This is a genomic window from Rheinheimera sp. WS51, assembly GCF_050936095.1.
Classification (GTDB): Bacteria; Pseudomonadota; Gammaproteobacteria; order Enterobacterales; family Alteromonadaceae; genus Alishewanella.
Window position 1 is genome coordinate 112,707 of the sequence record NZ_JBOTRC010000003.1, and the last position, 20,628, is coordinate 133,334.

Annotated in this window: 21 protein-coding genes; 14 read left to right on the forward strand and 7 right to left on the reverse strand. The window is 41.7% G+C overall.

Features of this window, described 5'->3' with window-relative positions:
* Positions 1–56: 56 nt before the first annotated feature.
* From ACRCA4_RS05965 to ACRCA4_RS05975, 3 genes are all read right to left on the reverse strand, one after another.
* On the reverse strand, positions 57–983 hold the full coding sequence (locus ACRCA4_RS05965) for a histone deacetylase family protein (protein ID WP_433185552.1): 927 nt from the start codon (positions 981–983) through the stop codon (positions 57–59).
* A gap of 2 nt (positions 984–985) precedes the next feature.
* Entirely contained in the window at positions 986–2,833 is a 1,848-nt protein-coding gene (locus ACRCA4_RS05970) for a GNAT family N-acetyltransferase (protein ID WP_433185555.1), read from the reverse strand.
* Between the two features lie 142 nt (positions 2,834–2,975).
* Positions 2,976–4,370 carry a DUF3300 domain-containing protein gene (locus ACRCA4_RS05975; RefSeq protein ID WP_433185558.1) on the reverse strand — a complete coding sequence of 465 codons (1,395 nt, stop codon included), beginning with the start codon at positions 4,368–4,370 and terminating at the stop codon, positions 2,976–2,978.
* Positions 4,371–4,530: 160 nt separating this feature from the next.
* Between ACRCA4_RS05975 and ACRCA4_RS05980 the strand changes: the two genes are divergently transcribed.
* Entirely contained in the window at positions 4,531–5,451 is a 921-nt protein-coding gene (locus ACRCA4_RS05980; RefSeq protein WP_433185561.1) for a 2-hydroxyacid dehydrogenase, read from the forward strand.
* A 1-nt stretch (position 5,452) separates the two neighbouring features.
* Entirely contained in the window at positions 5,453–6,034 is a 582-nt protein-coding gene (locus tag ACRCA4_RS05985) for a GNAT family N-acetyltransferase (protein ID WP_433185564.1), read from the forward strand.
* Between the two features lie 348 nt (positions 6,035–6,382).
* Here the strand turns inward: ACRCA4_RS05985 and smrA are convergent, their stop codons facing one another.
* On the reverse strand, positions 6,383–6,961 hold the full coding sequence (smrA, locus tag ACRCA4_RS05990) for a DNA endonuclease SmrA (protein WP_433185567.1): 579 nt from the start codon (positions 6,959–6,961) through the stop codon (positions 6,383–6,385).
* A gap of 71 nt (positions 6,962–7,032) precedes the next feature.
* On the reverse strand, positions 7,033–7,320 hold the full coding sequence (locus ACRCA4_RS05995; protein WP_433185570.1) for a hypothetical protein: 288 nt from the start codon (positions 7,318–7,320) through the stop codon (positions 7,033–7,035).
* A gap of 245 nt (positions 7,321–7,565) precedes the next feature.
* On the opposite strand from ACRCA4_RS05995, the gene ACRCA4_RS06000 reads away from it, so the two are divergent.
* Positions 7,566–7,967 (forward strand): hypothetical protein, encoded by a 402-nt coding sequence (locus tag ACRCA4_RS06000; RefSeq protein ID WP_433185573.1) that lies wholly within the window; start codon positions 7,566–7,568, stop codon positions 7,965–7,967.
* 54 nt (positions 7,968–8,021) lie between these two features.
* Here the strand turns inward: ACRCA4_RS06000 and ACRCA4_RS06005 are convergent, their stop codons facing one another.
* Positions 8,022–9,353, reverse strand: a complete 1,332-nt coding sequence (locus tag ACRCA4_RS06005) for a M20/M25/M40 family metallo-hydrolase (RefSeq protein WP_433185576.1) — start codon at positions 9,351–9,353, stop codon at positions 8,022–8,024.
* 119 nt (positions 9,354–9,472) lie between these two features.
* Between ACRCA4_RS06005 and ACRCA4_RS06010 the strand changes: the two genes are divergently transcribed.
* Both ACRCA4_RS06010 and ACRCA4_RS06015 read left to right on the forward strand, forming a co-directional pair.
* Entirely contained in the window at positions 9,473–9,850 is a 378-nt protein-coding gene (locus tag ACRCA4_RS06010; RefSeq protein WP_433185579.1) for a response regulator transcription factor, read from the forward strand.
* A gap of 100 nt (positions 9,851–9,950) precedes the next feature.
* Positions 9,951–10,247, forward strand: a complete 297-nt coding sequence (locus ACRCA4_RS06015) for an ArsR/SmtB family transcription factor (protein WP_433185582.1) — start codon at positions 9,951–9,953, stop codon at positions 10,245–10,247.
* Between the two features lie 59 nt (positions 10,248–10,306).
* On the opposite strand, the gene rpsT is transcribed toward ACRCA4_RS06015, so the two are convergent.
* Positions 10,307–10,576: a 30S ribosomal protein S20 gene (gene rpsT / locus ACRCA4_RS06020; protein WP_433185585.1), complete on the reverse strand. Its 270-nt coding sequence runs from the start codon at positions 10,574–10,576 to the stop codon at positions 10,307–10,309.
* A gap of 177 nt (positions 10,577–10,753) precedes the next feature.
* Here rpsT and murJ point away from each other — a divergent pair, with 177 nt between their 5' ends.
* The 9 genes from murJ to ACRCA4_RS06065 all read left to right on the forward strand — a co-directional run bounded on the left by murJ (position 10,754) and on the right by ACRCA4_RS06065 (position 20,618).
* Entirely contained in the window at positions 10,754–12,328 is a 1,575-nt protein-coding gene (gene murJ / locus ACRCA4_RS06025; RefSeq protein WP_433185587.1) for a murein biosynthesis integral membrane protein MurJ, read from the forward strand.
* Positions 12,329–12,378: 50 nt separating this feature from the next.
* Positions 12,379–13,356, forward strand: a complete 978-nt coding sequence (gene ribF / locus ACRCA4_RS06030) for a bifunctional riboflavin kinase/FAD synthetase (protein ID WP_433185590.1) — start codon at positions 12,379–12,381, stop codon at positions 13,354–13,356.
* Positions 13,353–16,181 carry an isoleucine--tRNA ligase gene (gene ileS, locus ACRCA4_RS06035; RefSeq protein WP_433185592.1) on the forward strand — a complete coding sequence of 943 codons (2,829 nt, stop codon included), beginning with the start codon at positions 13,353–13,355 and terminating at the stop codon, positions 16,179–16,181. The genes ribF and ileS overlap by 4 nt, the downstream gene beginning before the upstream one ends.
* Entirely contained in the window at positions 16,181–16,675 is a 495-nt protein-coding gene (lspA, locus tag ACRCA4_RS06040; RefSeq protein ID WP_433185595.1) for a signal peptidase II, read from the forward strand. The genes ileS and lspA overlap by 1 nt, the downstream gene beginning before the upstream one ends.
* Positions 16,668–17,141 (forward strand): FKBP-type peptidyl-prolyl cis-trans isomerase, encoded by a 474-nt coding sequence (gene fkpB, locus ACRCA4_RS06045; RefSeq protein ID WP_433185598.1) that lies wholly within the window; start codon positions 16,668–16,670, stop codon positions 17,139–17,141. The genes lspA and fkpB overlap by 8 nt, the downstream gene beginning before the upstream one ends.
* 4 nt (positions 17,142–17,145) lie before the next feature.
* Positions 17,146–18,078 carry a 4-hydroxy-3-methylbut-2-enyl diphosphate reductase gene (ispH, locus tag ACRCA4_RS06050; protein ID WP_433185600.1) on the forward strand — a complete coding sequence of 311 codons (933 nt, stop codon included), beginning with the start codon at positions 17,146–17,148 and terminating at the stop codon, positions 18,076–18,078.
* 64 nt (positions 18,079–18,142) lie between these two features.
* The gene (locus ACRCA4_RS06055; protein WP_433185603.1) at positions 18,143–19,159 is read left to right on the forward strand and encodes a sensor histidine kinase; all 1,017 of its coding nucleotides are present in this window, start codon (positions 18,143–18,145) and stop codon (positions 19,157–19,159) included.
* A 27-nt stretch (positions 19,160–19,186) separates the two neighbouring features.
* The gene (locus ACRCA4_RS06060; protein ID WP_433185606.1) at positions 19,187–19,921 is read left to right on the forward strand and encodes a LytR/AlgR family response regulator transcription factor; all 735 of its coding nucleotides are present in this window, start codon (positions 19,187–19,189) and stop codon (positions 19,919–19,921) included.
* Positions 19,922–20,057: 136 nt separating this feature from the next.
* Positions 20,058–20,618 (forward strand): GspH/FimT family pseudopilin, encoded by a 561-nt coding sequence (locus ACRCA4_RS06065; protein WP_433185609.1) that lies wholly within the window; start codon positions 20,058–20,060, stop codon positions 20,616–20,618.
* The last annotated feature ends 10 nt before the right edge of the window (positions 20,619–20,628 follow it).

Sequence of the window (20,628 nt, forward strand, 5' to 3'; positions counted from 1 at the left end):
TGTTAGTGATAACAGGCGGTTTTTTATAGCGTAACTAAACCTCAGTTATAGCATAGCTATAGCATGGCCTTTAAATGAGCCACTACGCTGCGGCCTAATGCACTAAGGGCATAGCCGCCCTCTAGGGTTGAAACTATGCGGCCATCACAATGTTTAGCCGCAAGGGTTTTAATTTCGGCAGTTAGCCAAGCAAAATCGGCTTCGGTTAATAATAACTGCGAGATTTCGTCTTCAGCATGGCCATCGAAACCGGCCGAAATCAGAATAAGCTCTGGCGCAAAGGCATCTAGCGCAGGGAGTAGTTGTTGGTGCAACTCTTGTTGCCAAGTAGCAGAGCGACAACCGGCGGGTAGGGCAATTTTAATACAAGATTGTGGTAAATCAGAATTTTGTTGTGGTTTTGGATAAGGATAAAGTTGCGCCTGGTAGCTTGAGCAGAGCAACACTCTAGGGTCGTGCTGAAAAATATCTTCAGTGCCATTGCCATGATGCACATCAAAATCAACAATAGCAACGCGTGTTAAGCCATATTTCTCTATGGCATAAGCGGCTGCAACCGCAATATTATTAAATAAACAAAAGCCCATGGCTTGGCTGCGTGTTGCGTGATGTCCCGGTGGCCGAATAGCACAAAATGCTTGTTGGTTGGTGCTAGCCATAACCGTATCTACAGCATTAATAGCTGCACCTGCAGCGTGTAAGGCGGCATTTATACTGTGGCGGTTTATGTGAGTGTCAGGATCAATCTGAACATAGCCAGAGCTTGGCGCTAGGTTAAATAGGCTATCAACCAGCTGTTTATCATGAACTCGATATAAATCCTCTTTGCTAGCAGGGCTGGCATCACGCTGTTGAATAATAAACTCCATACCAGAGCGAATAAGTTGATCGTTTATTTCACTTAGTCGAGCTGGGCGCTCGGGATGGTGATCGCCAGCAGAGTGTAAGCTGCAACTGCTATGGCTAAAAAGGGTAATGGCCATAATTACTCCTGGCTAGTCTGGGTTATAGGCAGGCGCAGCTGCAAATTAATTTCTGCCGGATCATCAGAGGGCAAACGGCTAAAACCGGCTTTTTGAAAAACGGTTAACATGGCTTTATTCTCGGCACGCACAAAAGCAGACATACTGCTTAAGCCACGCTGTTGAGCAATGCTAATCATTTCTCGTAGCAGTAATTTTGCCATGCCTTTACCTTGATGTTTTTCTCGAGTGACAAAGGCAACTTCACAGCCGGTATTGTTATTAAATAAATAGTAACGACCAACGGCTTGAATTTGTACCGCTGATCCTTTTTGTTTAACGATACACAAAGCCAGATCTCTAGATTGATCTACCCCTACTAAGGTACAGGATTTTTCTCGGCTCATTTGGGTAGGAATAGCGCTATAGCGTAGTTGTAGGGTTTCTTTAGTATGAGAGTAAAAAAACTCTTGTAAACGCCGCTCATCAGACGGATTTAATGGTCTTAAGTCAAATTCTTCGCCGTTAATATCGAGTTTTTTAAAGCCAACGCTGCCTAACTCTGGCACTTCCATTGGCGGATGTAATTGATAATGTGGCACCCAATAATGGGCCCGCACTTGCTCTAATAGTTGCTCTCTAAACTTAGGGTGAGCGACGCGGATTAATTCTAAAGAGCGTTCACGTATACTTTTACCGCGCAGCGAAGCTACGCCAAATTCGGTGACAACATAGTGAACATGGCCGCGAGAGGTGACGACACCCGCACCTTCAGAAATAACGGGGACTATGCGCGAAACCGTGCCATTTTTCGCTGTTGAGGGTAGGGCAATAATAGGTTTACCCCCTTGGCTCATTGAGGCGCCACGGCTAAAGTCAACTTGACCACCAATACCGCTATAAAATAAATGGCCTAGTGAGTCAGACACTATTTGGCCGGTAAGATCGACTTCAATGGCGCTATTAATTGAAATCATTTTATCGTTTCTCGCGATATTCGTGGGTGAATTTACATACTCGCTGGGGTAAAAGCCAAAGTGGGGATTAGCATGAATATAATCGTACAGATCTTGAGTGCCTATACAAAAGCTAGTGACTGTTTTGCCTTGATGGAAGGTTTTTTTGCGATTATTAATCACGCCTTTTTTAATAAGCTCAAGAATGCCATCGGTGATAAGCTCACTATGGACACCTAAATCTTTATGATTACTTAAATACCGTAGTACGGCATCACAGACCTTACCGACACCAATTTGGATTGTCGCACCATCTTCAACTAATAAGGATACATATTGGCCAATACGTTCAGTAACGGTATCTAAAGCCGGCTGAGATATTTCAGGTAAGGCTTGCTCGGCATAATAAAAAGCGTCTATTTGATCACGATGAATAAAAGCTTGGCCATAAGTAACAGGCATAGCAGGGTTAACTTGCGCTATCACTTTTTTAGCAGCCTTAGCCGCGGCGGAGACAACATCGACTGAGACACCAAGCGAATGATAGCCGTGTTCATCGGCTGGGCTAACCATAATTAAGGCGGCATCTAAAGGCAGAATGTCATCACTAAATAGTGCTGGGATCCCAGACATAAAGCAAGGGGTATAATCAGCTCGGCCTTGGGCAATGGCTTGACGAACCGTATCGCCATAAATAAAAAAAGCATTTACTTTAAATAACTGCTGATGCTCGGGCTTTGCCCAAGTGTTATCAGCCAAGATGGCAACTTGAACAATTTCAATATCATGTAGCTGTTTAGCATTTTTAATTAGATCATTAACCAGCGCGGTGGGGGCAGCAGCATGTGAACCTAAAAAAATGCGATCACCAGACTTTAATAAATGTTGCCAATTTAGTTTTGTAGAGTCTGTCATGGCGGTGCCCTTGCAGGAGATTAATAATAATATCTGAGCCTAATTTAAACAAAAAGGCAACTGCTGTGCAGTCGCCTTTAGTCTTAATCTTAGCCTTAATATTTGGAGTTAGGCTAGTTAGAGCTGATATTAACGCTAATTGCTAGTCGATACTGCGTTGTCGTGTTGTGACGGTTTGCCGCTGTACAGCCGGTCGAGCTTCACGACTAATGGCTCTAGATATAGTACGTTCAGGCACAGAGCGAGTTTGTGGCGCTGGCCTTGCTATTGCTTGTTGGCGAACGGGAGCGCTTATAGTTGTCTGGGCGCGCTGTTGCCTAACAACGGTCCGCTGACGAGTTTCTTTCGGATGCGGCATTACCGTTTGGCTAGGGCGTTCACGTCTTATGGTAATCGGCTTATCGTCATGTTTTCTTAGCTGTTGCGGTAATCTATCAACCGGCAGGGTTCTATCTACGGGTCTCATTTTTTCGCGTTCAGCTCGTAATTCACGAAACGATGCCGGATCTTGACGACTAATTACCGGCTTAGTGCCTTGTTCGTTACGTTTAGGAATAATGACATCCCCAGCGTTACGACGTTGTCGAACGGGATGTATTTCCCGAGTATTGCTACGTTTTACATTTTGACCATTAGGGTTGTACTTATTAGGTTGGCCTTTATATTCACGAGTTGACTGTTTAGGGCCATAGCCGCCATTATAACGTTTGTTTAAACGGGCACTACTGTAATGGACGCCACGACGATGGTAGTGGTTATGGTACCAGCGCGAGCTATTACTAAAGTGAACACGGCGTCTTGGGTAATAACGTAATGGTGTATAATAGTAACTATGGTTAACTATGATATGGCGGTGATGCCAATCAAAGATACCAAAGTAAAACCAAGGATTTACATTAACACTTGCACCCCAATAAAATGCGCTATTACTATAGTGGTTATCAACATTATGCCAATAAACAGGTGGATGACTAGGCCATCCCCAGTGACCGTAAACCACGCGGGTATCATACACTGGCACATAAATGACTTCTTTTCGTGCAGGTTCAATAATAATAATATCGCGATCACGTTCTATCTGAACATGTTTAGTATCATTTAAATTGCCTTGCTGATCAGCTTGGTGTCTTAAGTACTGAACCCGTGATAATACTTGCGTTTCGTCTTGTAAAAAGGCCTCACCTAGCTTTTCAGTCCAAGTTAAATCATCACTTAAACGGCTGAGTATTTGAGGGAAAGCGATTAACGCTTTAACACTAGGATCCCAATCCTCACCTTCAACAGCATCTATGGCTTGTTGACTGTTAAGTTTTTTATTACGCTTAGCCCAACGATCGGCTTGAACAACCTCTAATGGGTAGGTAGAAGCTATCAGTATATGAGTGAGCACAGTGTCAGGGTAGAGCGCAATAGGCGCTAACATTTGGTCGATCTCAGCTTCTGTAATAGTATTATCTGTTGCTGCGAAGACAGGGCTTAGCATAAATAGTAAGCATACTGTCATTGCATAGCTTAGTTGCATCAGTAAGCGTTTCATATTAGCTTCCTCTTTCATTACCGCGAGCAGAAGTATAAATACTGGTGGCGATATTTTGCTCAATTACCCTATCTTATAGGCTGCAGCAGCTGAATTGAAACTGAACTTTACTAAAGCTTTACATTCGGTATAGAGATTATTAAACCATAAGCGGGGGCGTATGAGCATTGCATTAATTATACCTGACAGAGACCTAACCCAGCTTGAGCAACGCTTACAGGCAAGTTTAACGGATACTAAAGTTGAAATTTGGCCTAATATTAGCCAAAAAGACCAAGTCGAGTTTGCGTTAGTCTGGAAACCGCCTCTGGGCAGTTTATCAAGTTTAACCAATTTAAAGGCAATCCAGTGTTTTGGCGCGGGTGTTGATGCTATTCTTTTAGATCCTGCCTTACCCGATGTGCCTATAGCCAGAATTGTTGATGATAAGCTTAATCAGACCATGGTTAACTATTTACAGGGTGTTGTGGCCCACTACAAGTTGCGGTTAGATCAGTTTTCACAGCAGCAACAACAAGGTATTTGGAAGCCGAAAAGTCCAAGAAAGTTAGCCAGTATCTGTATTTTGGGTTTAGGTGAGCTAGGATCGGCGGCAGCGAAACATTTTGTCGACTTAGGTTATCAAGTCTCTGGCTGGTCTAGAACCGCAAAAAAACTAGCAGATGTGACTTGTTATAGTGGAGAGGCTGAATTAAGCCAAGCGGTTGCTAACGCCGATGTGGTAATTTGCTTATTGCCTTTAACCGATAAAACGGAAAACCTGTTAAATGCGGCCGTGTTTGCCCAATTTAAAACCAATAGTATTTTTATTAATGTTGCTCGTGGCGCTATAGTTGATGATAAGGCATTAATTGATGCACTTGATAGTGGCAAACTGCAAGCGGCCTGTTTAGATGTCTTTCGGCAAGAGCCCTTAGCTAACACAGATCCATTTTGGCAGCATCCCGCAATTTTAATTACGCCGCATATTTCGGCCGTGACTAATCTTAATTCAGCAATTGAGCAAACCCTATTAAATTATCAGCGCTATAAGCAAGGGCTGCCAATGTTAAATGTCATTGATCGTAAGCAAGGTTATTAATATGACAGCAACACAAGTGACAACTTGGTATTTAGACTATCAAGGGCCAGTACCTGAGGCAATTAATTGGCCAGATGGCATCCAATTAATAGAAGCTGAAATAGCTTGCCCAGAATTAAATCAGTTTTTATTTCGCACCGTAGGTGGGCCTTGGCGTTGGTATAGTCGGTTAAGTTGGACCTATCAAGACTGGCTTAGCTATTTACAGCAGCAAAAAGTACGCACTTGGCTGCTATGGAACAAAGGGACTCCCGCTGGTTATGTAGAACTGGTAAAGCACCAAGATGGCAGCGTTGAAATTATGTTTTTTGGCTTATTGCCACAATTTGTCGGCCAAGGTTTAGGTAAAAAACTAGCACAACAGGCTATTTATTTAGCAACCAGTTGGCAAGCAACAAAAATATGGCTGCACACCTGTAGTGCCGATCATCCCGCGGCCTTGCCAAATTACCAAAAAGCAGGCTTTGTCATTGTAAATAGTGAACAGGCTTTAGAGCAGTTACCGAGTAGTCATGATAAACAGCTATTGACCGCCGATTTTGTTTACTCAGCGTTAGCTTATCATAATGAAAATGCTGGTTAAATCCTCAGTTATTGTTAAATTGTTACAATTTCAATAGACTGTTGCACTGTATTGGTTTGTTTAGTCAAATTGTAAGTTAGTAATTGTAAAAGTGTGACTGAGGTTAGGCATGAGTAAAGCGTCCAGTCGTGGTTTTGGCTTTACCGCAATCGCTATTGTTGTTGTATTAATGGCGTTATCGGCATTTTTGACCAGAGCCGAAGCTGCCTTACTTTACTTATAAGTGATGCAAATGCGTATTCAGATAAGTAGTGTAAGCTAGCTTTAGGGATAAAGAGGTCGAACGGATTGACCAAAACAGCCCCCAATTTTATTGGGGGCTGTTTTATTTTCAATTAAGCAACAGCCTTAGCGTTTACTATGACGCTCACGGTTATCTGCTTTTTGTTGCTGGTTTTTTTGCAATAAAATATAGGTGGCTGAATAGCCACCATGATGCCGCTGGGCTGTGTTACAGGCTAAGACTATTGGCATCTCTGGCAGCCATTTAAAAACATAACTACGTAATATGGCCGGATGGGGTTTGCTGTTTCTACCCATACCATGCTGGACTAGTAAGGTGCGAATCCCCCGCTGATGGCAATCGGTGATAAAGCTAAATAATTGACTTCGGGCTTCAACTAGGGTTTTACCTAATAAATTTAGTGTGGCATCAATTTGATATTTGCCCAAGCGTAAGTTGCGATACACCCCGTCTTGAACACCATCTTTTTTGTAACTAAAGGGCTCATCTGGCTTCACTAAGTCAACATATTCCATACTAAGATAATTAGGATCATATTCCATTTCTTGTTCGGCAGCTTTGCGCCTAGCTTGTTGCGCCAGTGTAGGGCTAAATTCGCCACTGATAGGTATTATCTCATCTTGAGATAGCGGGGTAACCCCTAGCATTTCTTGCAAAAATAAATCTGAATCGTTGTTTTGCATATAACCCCCATTTTAACGCTATAAGCAGATTATAGCGTTAAGGTTACAGTGAAAACAGTATTCCGCTGCTTTTACTCTGATAATGCTGCTGCAGGTTGGTTAGAAGGTATTGCTGCTGATTGCATCTGCTCAGATCTTTTGGCTTTAATAAAGCGCAGAATATAGTAGGCATTGATTAACAATACTAATAAATTAGAAATAACGCCCTGTAAAATATCAATATGGCTATAGTAAATAAAAAGCATACTGCAACCTATTAGGGTAGCTAGACGCAAGCGGAAAACATCTTTTATAAAAAATGCCCCAATACAGATAGCTAAACCAATCCAGCTAATAGTATTAAAAAATAGATCTGCCATTTATGTACTGCCATTTTATTGAATAAGAGAGGAAATTGGCGGCATTATGCTGCGGACTCTCTGTTTGCTCAACTGAGTAATTTTGCTTGATTCGGATTAGTTTAATTAATGCAATTTACTAGTTGTGATTTTAAAGGCTTTAATGGCTAATACAGGTATACAATAAAAGCTTTGTATAAAAAGTGCACAATGCTTTAAATGATGGCTATACTGTTAAATAGTCGGTTTAGTGCAGGAGGCACGCTATGGTTCCGTTAAGATTATACGAAGCTTTACCATATGGTTATTTTATTACAGGAGCGAGCATTTTACAGTTTCCAAAACTGACCAGTTCTTGGCTAGGCTTAAGTGCGGCATTTTTATTGATGGCAGGTGGTGCGACAATTTGGGTGTTACGCTCTTATAATCGCCGCTCTGATGGCATAAAAAATAAACGTCTAGGTAGCATACCCTTTTGGTTATATGAGTTATTACCATTCATCTATGCAGCTTGTGGATTAAGTATTTTCGCAATATCAGAAAATAGTTATTTATACCCATCAGCAGCTATATTTTTAATCGTATTTTTGCAGTTGTACTTTATTCGCAGCTTATATCGCAAACATAAGCGACCCGAAGTGAAATTACCACGTAGAATGTCATATTAGCCTTTAAAAAAGACAGCGACTACTGCAGCTGTCTTTTTCAATGAGGCATTTATTTTACTTGCGTAAATCAATGTCGCTATTAGCAACTGCTTTAGTTGTAATTAACCAAGCGGATAAGTTTTGCTCTAAAGCATCAGGATTAACCTTGTCGAAGGTATCGTTAGCGGTATGGTGGTAGTCAAAATAATCTGTACCGTCTTGCAGTAGGGTAACAACAGGGACGCCTAAGGCTTTTAGTACTGAAACATCAGGGCCACCATAAGCATCATTATTACCTAAGCTAATATCTAAATGCGCTAACTTCTTTTGCAGCTCAGCAATAAAGGCTAGTGAATTTTTGCCTACGCCGCTGTCTAAACGCCAAATACGATCAGCACCAAAGTCTGATTCAGAAGCAAAAACATGGTTATGTAAATTATTGGCATGCTTAGCTGCATAAGCCTTGGCACCTAATAAACCGCCTTCTTCATTACCAAATAAAACAACACGAATAGTTCGCTCAGGTTGGCCTTGTTGTTTAATTAAAGCGCCGACAGCCATTACTAAGCCGACACCTGCGGCATCATCTAATGCGCCAGTACCTTGATCCCAAGAGTCTAAATGAGCACTAATTAAGACAATTTCTTCAGGCTTAGTACGGCCAGTAATTTCAGCAATAACATTATGACTAGTAACAGTACCAGGTAACTTATTTTGCATGGTTAAGCGCAGTGTCAAATTAGGCTGAAGCGCTAACATTTTCTCTAATTGAATAGCATCAGGTACAGAAATAGCAGCGGCAGGGATCCTGGCTACTTTATCGCTATAACGCATAATTCCGGTATGAGCAAAACGATTTAGGCTAGTACCTACAGAACGAATAATAATAGCTTTAGCGCCTAGCTTAGCCGCTTCTATTGCGCCTTGAGAGCGAGCGCCAACCACTTCGCTATAAAAATTACCTTCTTTGTCTTTTTGCATGCTTTTATTAATAAAGACTATTTTGCCTTTAACTTGGCTAGGATCTGCTTTTTTTAACTCAGCTAAACTGGCAAACATAATAACGTTAGAATCGATGCCTAAAGCAGGTGTGGCGATAGAGCCGCCTAAGGCGCTAACAACGAAAGACTGCTGAAAAGGGGCACTGACAGTTAATGACGCCGCACCACGCTGCCAAAATGGCATTTTAAATGGTTCTCGCCATACTTTATCGTAACCCAAAGCTGCGAAATTTTTCTCGGCCCAAACTACGGCTCTTTCGTCTGCTGAGCTTCCAGCAATACGGGCACCAACTTCTACTGTGAGAGACTCTGTTAGTTTATAAGCAAGAGAATGATCAAGCTCTAGGTCATTAGCCGTTAGATTCAGACTAACTGCCGCAACTAGCATTGTTAACCAAATTTTCATATTTTATTATTGCCCTTAGTTTAAATATTGCTCGGATTTTAGCATTTTTACTGGCAGTCTACAGTATGAATAAGCTAAATTACTATTTGCTCGATAGGACTTTGAGATGGAGGTGCAGGATGCAGCACAGTGTGAGCAAATTAAGAACATTAATTATTGATGATGTCGCCAATGTACGGCAGCATTTACGCCAGATATTACTGCAGCTAAATATTATTGATGTGATTGAGGCTGAAGATGGTTTAAGCGCGGCTAAACTGTTTGCTGAGTATAAGCCTGAGTTAGTGTTTTTAGATTTACAATTGCCTGATGCTAATGGTCAGCAGCTATTAAAGCAATTTAAACAAGCGCGTGAGCACACTCGAGTTTTTATTATTTCTGCTTATTCCACGGTTGATAATTTACAGCAAGCATTTGAATCTGGTGCTAGTGCCTTTGTCACTAAACCTATTTCTGCTCATCGCATTCACAATCTAATGCAATCTTTATTAGTTTAATGACGGCGCTATTTTGCACTATTGCGAGGTGTCGACAACAATTAATGTTTCAGTCTAATAGTTGAGCTTAGGTTATAAGCTTATAAAGGAGTTTCGGTAAGTGAAGTTAGCCGATATGTTAGAAAATTCAACGCAAGCCGTGAAGTTGCTCAAAGCAGTTGCAAATGAGCAACGGTTGCTTATTTTATGCCATCTGTTACCCGCTGAGCTGTCGGTAAGTGATTTAAATGACAAGTTAGCATTAAGCCAGTCTGCGTTATCACAGCATTTAGCCTTATTGCGCCGACAAAAATTAGTTAAAACACGTAAGGTGGCGCAAACTGTTTATTACAGTATTAATAGCGCGGAAGCGGAGGCGTTAATTGGTTTGCTTTACCAATTATATTGTACCGAGTAAGCTGAAATTTAAGATAAAAAAAACCGGCGTAAGCCGGTATTTTTTAATTTTGCACTATATTAGGCAACGTTTAATGCTTTAACGTGAGCATTTAAACGCGCTTTATGACGTGCTGCTTTGTTTTTGTGGATCAAGCCTTTAGCGGCCATACGATCCAAAACAGGCATCATTTTCTTTAATGCTTCATTTGAAGCAGTTACGTCAGCAGTAAGTACCGCTGCGTAGGTTTTCTTGATGAAAGTACGCATCATAGAGCGTTGACTAGCGTTTTGCTGACGACGTTTCTCTGATTGAATTGCGCGCTTCTTAGCAGACTTAATGTTAGCCAAGGTGACACTCCTAAAAACTAAAAACCGGACCTTTTAAAGGCCGCATAATATGCCTATTTAATGGCCCATTGTCAAATGCTTTTACTATAAATACCTAGATTTTAATCTATCTAGCTACTGGTAATTGTATTCTAAAAGCAGGCAGAATAGCAGTGCTATTTTATAAGGAGCCGTTTTGTGTCAGATAAGTTATTAAAATCAGGCCTAATTGTTAGTGTTATGACCTTGATTTCCCGAGTATTAGGCTTAGTTCGTGATGTGGTTGTGGCTAATTTTATTGGTGCTGGCGCTGCAGCTGATGTGTTTTTCTTTGCTAATCGAATTCCCAATTTTCTGCGGCGTTTATTTGCCGAAGGCGCTTTTTCGCAAGCCTTTGTGCCGGTGTTAGCGGAAGTGAAAACCAAGCATGGCGATGATGCGGTGCGATTATTAATTGCTAAAGTAGCAGGAAGCTTAGGTGTTGTGGTGACGCTAGTTACTGTGCTTGGGGTTATTGCCTCGCCTATAGTGGCCATGTTATTTGGCATGGGCTGGTTTATTGAATGGCTAAATGATGGCCCAGAGCAGCATAAATTTGAATTAGCTAGCCTAATGTTAAAAATTACCTTTCCTTATTTATGGTTTGTTAGCTTAGTGGCGTTATCTGGGGCGATTTTAAATACCTATAATCGCTTTGCTGTGGCTGCGTTTACGCCGGTGTTTTTAAATATTGCCATTATATCTTGTGCAATTTGGTTAGCACCTCAGTTAGAGGTGCCGGCAATTGCACTAGCTTGGGGCGTGTTTATTGGCGGAGCTGTGCAGCTGCTGTTTCAATTGCCATTTTTAGCTAAAGCGGGCTTGTTGGTTTGGCCAAAATGGGGCTGGCGCGATGAAAACGTAGTTAAAATTAGACAATTAATGTTACCGGCATTATTTGGTGTGTCGGTTAGCCAAATTAATTTATTGCTTGATACGGTTATCGCCTCTTTTTTGTTAACAGGCGCAGTAAGTTGGCTTTATTACTCTGATCGCCTAATTGAGTTTCCACTGGGCCTGTTTGGTATTGCCATCGCCACTGTGATTTTACCTAACTTGTCTCGACATCATGCGGGGGCTAATGCGCTAAGATTCAGCCAGACATTAGATTGGTCATTGCGCTTTGTGGCGCTATTTGGCATACCAGCTATGGCTGGCCTAATGGTGTTGGGTAAGCTGATAATTGCTTTATTGTTTATGCGTGGCGAATTTACGCCAAATGATGTGCTTATGGTATCGCACAGCTTAATTGCTTATAGCCTAGGCTTATTTAGCTTTATGTTAATTAAAGTGTTAGCGCCGGGGTTTTATGCCCGCCAAGATATTAAAACACCGGTGCGTATTGGCATTATTGCTATGGTGGCGAATATGGGCTTTAACTTAATGCTAGCGCCATTTTTAAGTTATGTCGGTTTAGCATTAGCGACCTCTATGTCGGCGACGTTAAATGCCTTTTTATTGTATCGTGGTTTAAAACTGGCCGGTGTATACCAATTAACTAAAACAACTTGGGTGTTTTTAGCTAAATTAGTTATTGCTGCAGGGCTTATGGCCAGCATTTTATATTGGCAGATGCCAAGCTTTGCTAACTGGTTATTGTTAAGTTTTAGCCAGCAAGTAATCTATTTGGCAGGCTTATGTTTTGCCGCAGTTTTGGTTTATTTTGCGCTGTTATTTGTGTTTGGTATTAGATTAAGCCACTTTAGAGCGAATTCTATTGCTGAAAGCAAATGAGTTAGCGGTTATAATGCGCGGTTTATAAGCAGCAGGTAGAATCGGCAGGCATGGAGTTAATTCGCGGTATACATAATATTCAAGCTGAACATCATGGCTGTGTATTAACGATCGGTAATTTTGATGGTGTGCATTTAGGGCATCAGGCTGTGCTTAGCAAGCTGCTAGCCATAGCTAAACAGCTGCAATTGCCAGCTTGTGTCATGCTATTTGAACCACAACCATTAGAGTTATTTACGGCTAATGATGCGCCAGCGCGTTTATCTCGCTTTCGTGAAAAATATACTGCACTGGCTGCACTAGGTATTGATAGGTTAATTTGTGTTAATTTTAATACCGCTTTTGCCTCTCAGCAGCCAGAGTTGTTTATTCAAGAGTTATTGTTAAAGCAATTAGGTGTCGCACATTTAATTGTTGGTGATGATTTTTGCTTTGGCAAAAGCAGACGCGGCAATTTTCAAATGCTGCAACATGCAGCACAGCAATACCAGTTTGGTTTAACGAGCACTTCAAGTTTAGTATTAGGCGATAAGCGCATTAGCAGCACCTTAATTCGTGAGGCTTTACAGCAAGATAAATTAGCGTTAGCTGCAGAGATGTTAGGCCGACCTTTTTCATTAACCGGGCGGGTGCGTCATGGCAGAAAGTTAGGCCGTGATCTTGGTTTTCCTACGGCCAATGTATTTTTGTATCGGCAAAAATTGCCAGTTGCCGGTGTCTATGCGATAAAGGCTAAAACAATTTATGGTGACTTTACGGGTGTTGCCAATATTGGTAATAGACCAACAGTACAAGGTAAACGTCAGCAGTTAGAAGCGCATTTATTTGATTTTAAAGCCGACTTATATGGCAGCCAAATTGAAGTGCAACTTATAGCAAAGATTAGAGATGAACAACGTTTTGCAGATTTAACTGCATTACAACAACAGATCGCAGCAGATGTTGTTGCGGCCAAACAAATTTTTAATAGCCAGGCTGATGTTAGCCAATCAGAGGCTAATACTGACATAACGGAACAAAACGGATGAGTGATTACAAGCATACCCTGAATTTGCCACAAACAGCTTTTGCCATGCGAGCTAATTTAGCTCAGCGTGAACCGCAAATGTTAGATAAATGGACCCAAGCAGATTTATACGGCAAAATTCGCGCCGCGAAAAAAGGCAAGAAGAGTTTTGTTTTGCATGATGGCCCTCCTTATGCAAATGGTAATATTCATATTGGTCATGCTGTAAATAAAATTCTTAAAGATATTATTGTTAAAGCAAAAACCTTATCTGATTTTGATGCGCCTTATATACCGGGTTGGGATTGTCATGGCTTGCCAATAGAGCTAGTGGTAGAGAAAAAGTACGGTAAGCCGGGCACTAAGCTTAGTGCTGCTGAATTTAGACAAAAATGTCGCGACTATGCAGCAACGCAAATTGATGCCCAGCGCAATGACTTTATTCGCTTAGGTGTATTAGCCGATTGGGAAAAGCCTTATCGGACGATGGACTTTGACTTTGAAGCTAATATTATCCGTTCATTAGCGAAAATAGTCGCTAACGGCCATTTACAACAAGGCTTTAAGCCGGTGCATTGGTGTACTGATTGTGGTTCAGCTTTAGCGGAAGCGGAAGTGGAATATCAAGATAAAGTCTCACCGGCTATCGATGTGCGCTTTGCCTTAACAGATGAAACTGATGTTGATCGTTTTGATCATCCACAAGGCCACAAAGGGCAAGGGAAAGTATCAGTCATTATTTGGACTACTACGCCTTGGACCATTCCAGCTAACCGTGCGGTTGCGGTTAATGCTCAGTTAGATTATAGCTTAGTTCAAGTTGAGCAAGGTCCTAATGGCCCTGAGCGACTGATTATGGCCACAGACTTAGTAACCGACGTGATGGCCCGCGCGGGTATTGAACATTATCACGCTTTAGGTTTTGCTAAAGGTGAAAGCTTAGAGCTGATGTCTTTACAGCATCCACTTTATGATATGACAGTACCTGTAGTGTTAGGTGAGCATGTCACTACCGACTCTGGTACCGGTTGTGTTCATACCGCACCAGGGCACGGTCAAGAAGACTTTGTGGTGGGTAAGCAATATAACTTAGAAATAGCAAACCCTGTTGGGGCTAATGGCGTGTATTTACCTGATACCCCCTTATTTGCAGGCCAACATGTATTTAAAGCCAATGACAGCGTGGTTGAAGCCTTACGTGAAGCGGGTGCTTTGTTTTTACATAAAGCCTATACCCATAGCTATCCTCATTGCTGGCGCCATAAAACGCCTATTATCTTCCGGGCGACGCCACAGTGGTTTATTAGTATGGAGCAGCAAGGTTTACGTCAGGCTTCATTAGAGCAAATTGAGCAAACACGCTGGATCCCAGAGTGGGGCCAACAGCGGATTGAAAAAATGGTTGCCGGCCGTCCAGATTGGTGTATTTCCCGACAACGTACTTGGGGTGTGCCTATTGCGTTATTTATTGATAAAGACACCGGTGCTTTACACCCTAATACCGCAGAACTGATGGAGCAAGTTGCGCAGTTAGTAGAAAAAGAGGGTATTCAAGCTTGGTTTGATTTAGAGGCTGAAACCTTAATTGGCGATGATGCTAAGCAGTTTGTAAAAGTAAAAGATACCTTAGATGTTTGGTTTGACTCTGGTGTAACTCATGCCTGTGTGGTTGGCGCACGAGCTGAATATAATGGGGCTAGCCAAGCTGATTTATATTTAGAAGGCTCGGATCAACACCGTGGCTGGTTTATGTCATCGCTAATGACAGGCGTTAGCATTAATCAACATGCACCTTATAAACAAGTATTAACTCATGGTTTTACTGTTGATGGTAGCGGCCGCAAAATGTCAAAGTCATTAGGTAATGTGGTTTCGCCACAAGATGTGATGAAAAAGCTCGGTGCTGATATTTTACGCTTATGGGTAGCCACGGCAGATTACACCTCTGAAATGACAGTCTCTGATGAAATACTAAACCGTGCTGCAGATAAATATCGTCGTATTCGTAATACGGCTCGCTTTTTATTAGCTAATTTATCTGGTTTTAATCCGGCTACCGATATGGTTGCTTTTGATGACATGGTGCAATTAGATCTGTGGGTAGTTAACCGCGCCGCCCAGTTGCAGCAAGAAATTGTTGACGCCTATGACAACTATCAGTTCCACCAAGTTAGTGCGAAAATCATGAATTTCTGTACCGTAGAGCTGGGCAGTTTTTATTTAGATGTTATTAAAGACAGACAATATACCGCACATGCTGATGGTATTGCGCGTCGCTCATGTCAAACTGCGCTATACCATATAGCTCAGGCTATGGTGCGTTGGATGGCGCCTATTATGAGCTTTACAGCGCAAGAAATTTGGCAAGAGCTACCAGGTGAGCATGATGAGTTTGTGTTTACAGGTGTTTGGTATCAAGGCTTAGCGGGTGTTAGTGGTGGTAAGTTTTCTGACAGCTACTGGCAGCAGTTATTACAAGTGCGCGATGCGGTAAATAAAGTGCTTGAAGCTGCGCGTCGTGAAGAGCGAATTGGTGCTTCTTTGCAAGCTGAAGTTACTTTATACGCTAATGAACAGTTAGCTGCTGATTTAGCGTTATTAGCTAATGAGTTACGCTTTGTGTTAATAACGTCAACAGCGACCGTCAGTACTGATGCAGCACCTGCGGATGCGGTTGCAACTGAAATTGCTGGCTTAAGTGTTTTAGTTACGGCATCTACTGCGGCTAAATGTGAGCGTTGTTGGCATCACCGCCATGATGTTGGCGCAAACCCAGCACATGAAGCATTATGCTTGCGCTGTGTTAGCAACGTTGAAGGCGATGGTGAACAGCGAGAGTTTGCTTAATGACGCTTTTTAGCCAAACAGGTTGGCGATTTTGGTGGCTTATATTGCTGCTATTAATCGCCGATCAAGTAACAAAGCAAGTGGTTATCCACAATATGCAGTTATTTGATTCTATTTCGGTAGTGCCATTTTTTAATATTACTTATGTCCGTAATTATGGCGCCGCCTTTTCTTTTTTAAGTGATGCCGGTGGCTGGCAACGCTGGTTTTTTACGTTAATTGCGGTTGGAGTCAGTATGGTTATTGCGGTTTGGTTAGGTAGATTACCGCGGCAACAAGTTAAATTAAGCTTAGCATTAAGTTTAGTGTTAGCCGGTGCTATAGGTAACTTAGTTGATCGCAGCATCTATGGCTATGTTATTGACTTTTTACATGTATTTTACCAAGACTGGCATTATCCAGCTTTCAATATCGCAGACTCTGCAATTTGTATTGGTGCAGCGTTATTAATCTGGGATAGTTTTACTAATAAAGCAGAGGCAAAACATGACTGATGCAACTCCTATTACTAATTCAAATACTGCTAGTGCAGCGGCAATAGGCGCGAATAGTACTATTATATTTCATTTTGATATTAAGCTAGCTGATGGTAGCGCTGCAGACAGTACGCGAGTGCATAATAAGCCAGCTAAGTTGCAAATGGGTGATGCGAGTATTTCTGCTGCATTTGAAGCTGAATTAACAGGCTTAAAAGCGGGTGATAAGAAAACCTTCACCTTAGCACCAGAAGATGCGTACGGTATGCCTAATCCTGATAATATTTATTATGTTGATCGCGCTCGCTTCTCGGCTGAAACCACGCCTAAAGTCGGAGCTATAATAGGGTTTGCTATGCCTGATGGCTCTGAATTACCAGGACTAATTCGTGAAGTAGCCGGTGAGTCAGTGACGGTTGATTTTAATCATCCTTTAGCAGGCCAAACTTTAACTTTTAGCGTAGAAATAGTGCAGGTACTTTAAATCTATGGATATTTTATTAGCAAACCCGCGTGGCTTTTGTGCTGGGGTAGACCGAGCAATAAGTATAGTTGAACGTGCTTTAGAGCTATTTGAACCGCCAATCTATGTACGCCATGAGGTGGTACATAATAAATTCGTGGTAGATGGTTTACGCCGTCGCGGCGCTGTGTTTGTTGATGAACTAGATGAAGTACCAGACGATAATATTGTTATTTTTAGCGCTCATGGTGTTTCCCAAGCGGTACGTACAAACGCAAAGCAACGTGGCTTAAAAGTATTTGATGCCACTTGTCCACTTGTAACAAAAGTACATATGGAAGTGACACGCGCTAGTCGCAAAGGCGTAGAGTGCATTTTAATTGGTCATGCTGGGCATCCTGAAGTTGAAGGCACTATGGGCCAATATAGCAATGAAGCCGGTGGGATCTACTTAGTTGAGTCTGTCGAAGATGTTGCTCAGTTAACGGTGAAAAATCCTGCTGCGTTGTGCTATAGCAGTCAAACCACTTTGTCAGTTGATGATACCGCTGATGTAATTGAGGCTTTACGTGAGCGTTTCCCTGAAATTGAAGGGCCACGTAAAGATGATATTTGTTATGCCACGCAAAATCGTCAGGATGCGGTGCGCGACCTAGCTAATAAAGCCGATTTATTATTAGTTGTTGGCGCTAAAAATAGTAGTAATTCTAACCGGTTACGAGAGCTTGCGGCAAAAATGGGCTGTGTTGCTTATTTAATTGATACCGCAGAGGATATTCAACAAAGCTGGTTAGACAATGTAAAAGCCGTAGGGGTAACTGCAGGGGCTTCTGCTCCTGAAGTTTTAGTGCAGCAAGTCGTTAAACAATTACAGCAATGGGGTGGGGTTACCGTTACTGAAAATCCTGGCCGTGAAGAAAACGTGGTATTTGCTATTCCTGCGGAGCTGCGTTATTAATTAGCGTAATAAAAGTAGCTTAATCACTATTTAATTAGGGTTTTATTATACAAAGGAGCCGATAATGATGCGCAGCGGATTACCGGCACTCCAATTGCCTTATTTATGCCATGGCCGTTTTATTTTTCGAGCTATTGTTTTATCGCAAGCTGTGGCCGTTGTGCTTGCTTTCGCACCGGGTATTATTACCGATCCTTGGTATCGACTTGGTATAATTAGCTTGTTTATGCATTGGGTGGTGCTACTTAGCACCGCTTGTTTATGTTGGTTGAGGCCAAGATTAAATAAGCTAGCCCCTATGACCATTCTTAGTAGCTGCACCGTTATTTTTCTGCTTATTACAATTGCTATAAGTAGCTTGGCTTACTATTGGCTAAATGCTCAAACAATAATGATAAATCAAAGTCTGCCGGCCTTTTTAATGGCTAATAGCATGATTGCCTTTATTATTAGCATTATCGCTATTCAGTTTTTTATTATGCACTCTGAGCACAGTGAGCAGCTCGACGCCCAAAACCGTTCTAAGCTAAGTGCTTTACAAGCGAGAATTCAGCCGCATTTTTTATTTAATAGCTTAAACACTGTGGCTGAATTAACCCAAATAGATGCAGATTCGGCAGAAAAAGCTTTATTAGATTTAGCTGCATTATTTAGAGCCGCATTGCATGTTGGTGAAGTTGTTCCTTTAGCCCAAGAGTTACAGCTAGCAAAGCAGTATTTATCACTAGAGCAATGGCGGCTAGGCAACCGAATGCAGGTTGAATGGCAGCTGCCACAGACATTGCCTAATATTAAAATTCCAGCCTTAACCATTCAGCCTTTATTAGAAAATGCAGTGCGCCATGGCATAGAAGGCTGTCATGATAAGGCATTATTAAAAATTCAATTACTTGAATCGCGCTCTGCAGTCAGCTTTGTGATCACTAATCCTTTTCAACAGCTAAGTGTTAATCGACCGAAAAATGGTATAGCGATTGAAAATATTCGCCAACGTTTAAAATTACACTATGGGCCTAACGCCAGTTTAACTTATAGTGTTATTGATAATTTATTTAGAATAAAGTTAGTGTTACCGAATTAATATACTGTGCAATAACAGGGAAGAAGTATGAATACGCATACGCTAATAAAGGTTATCATTGTTGATGATGAGCCCTTAGCAAGGGCGAGAATAAAGCGATTATTACAGCAACAGCCAGGCTTTATTTGTGTTGCTGAGGCGCAGAATGCTCAGCAAGGTTTAGCATTAACCAAGCAGCATCAGCCCGACTTAATGTTAATTGATATTGAAATGCCAGTAACCGACGGCATCAGTCTAGCATGTCAGTTACAAAGCCTAGAGCCAACACCAGAAGTGATATTTGTTACTGCGCATGCAGAACATGCGCTTGAGGCATATCGAGCTGGGCCGGTAGATTATATTTTAAAACCAATATCTGCGGATCGCTTATTCGAGGCGTTAGCCCGTGCCAGAAGTAGGGTAACAGCACAGGCTAAACCGGCTACAACTACAATAGACAAGCTTAGCTATACTATTGCAGGTGTTACTAAACAGCTACTGATTACGGATATTCTATATTGCATTGCTGAAGATAAATATGTTCGGGTTGTAACTCACAATGCCGAAGCATTAATAGATCAAAGCTTAACTCAACTACAAACACTCACGCCAAAACTGATTCGTAGTCATCGTAAAATATTAATTAATGTAGATCATTTCTCTAGTTTAACTACCCAAAGTGACGGTCGCACCTATATCCAATTACAAGGTTGCGATGAAAAACTTGATGTATCAAGAAGAGCGCTTGCAACCGTAAAGCAAGCCTTAGCGCTTAAATACTAACAATTATTAGCTTAATGTTTTACCGCTTATCATTAAATCAAACCGCTCATCAAGCATAAGCTTGCTTCTAATATAGATATAGATTATTTGTAATAATAACTAAACCAAATTTTTTGCTAAATGGACGGTTTCCTAGGTGCTTAATAAAAAACATAAAAAACAGCAAGGGTTTACGCTTATAGAAATGATGGTGACAGTAGCAGTTATTGCCATCACTTTAGCAATAGCGGTACCCAGTTTTACTAGCTTGATTAATGGTAATCGATTAACTGGGCAAGCGAATGAGATCCTCGCTGCGTTAATTTTAGCTAGAACGGAAGCGATTAAGCAAAATCAAGTAATGGTATTGTGTCATAGCAGCGATGCAACAAACTGCTCAGCGGCTCCAAGCACCGGCTGGAAAGGCTGGTTAGTTATGCGTGAAGGCGGTGGGATAGTGATTGCGAATGGACAAATTAATGCTAATCGTATAACAACCTTGGCAAGTTTATCACTAAGCTCGGCTTCAGACTCTATACGGTTTACACCACAGGGCTTGGCTAGAACTGCCACTAACGGGGCATTAAACGGAACAATACGAGTGTGTATGTCGTCAGTTGATAATAATGTGCGTGATATTGTATTACGCTCAGGTGGTCGGGCTCATGTTAACTCTAGTTCTGCTGCAAGTTGTGGCGCCCCAGCTAATCCAAGTTAAGCAGGAATTG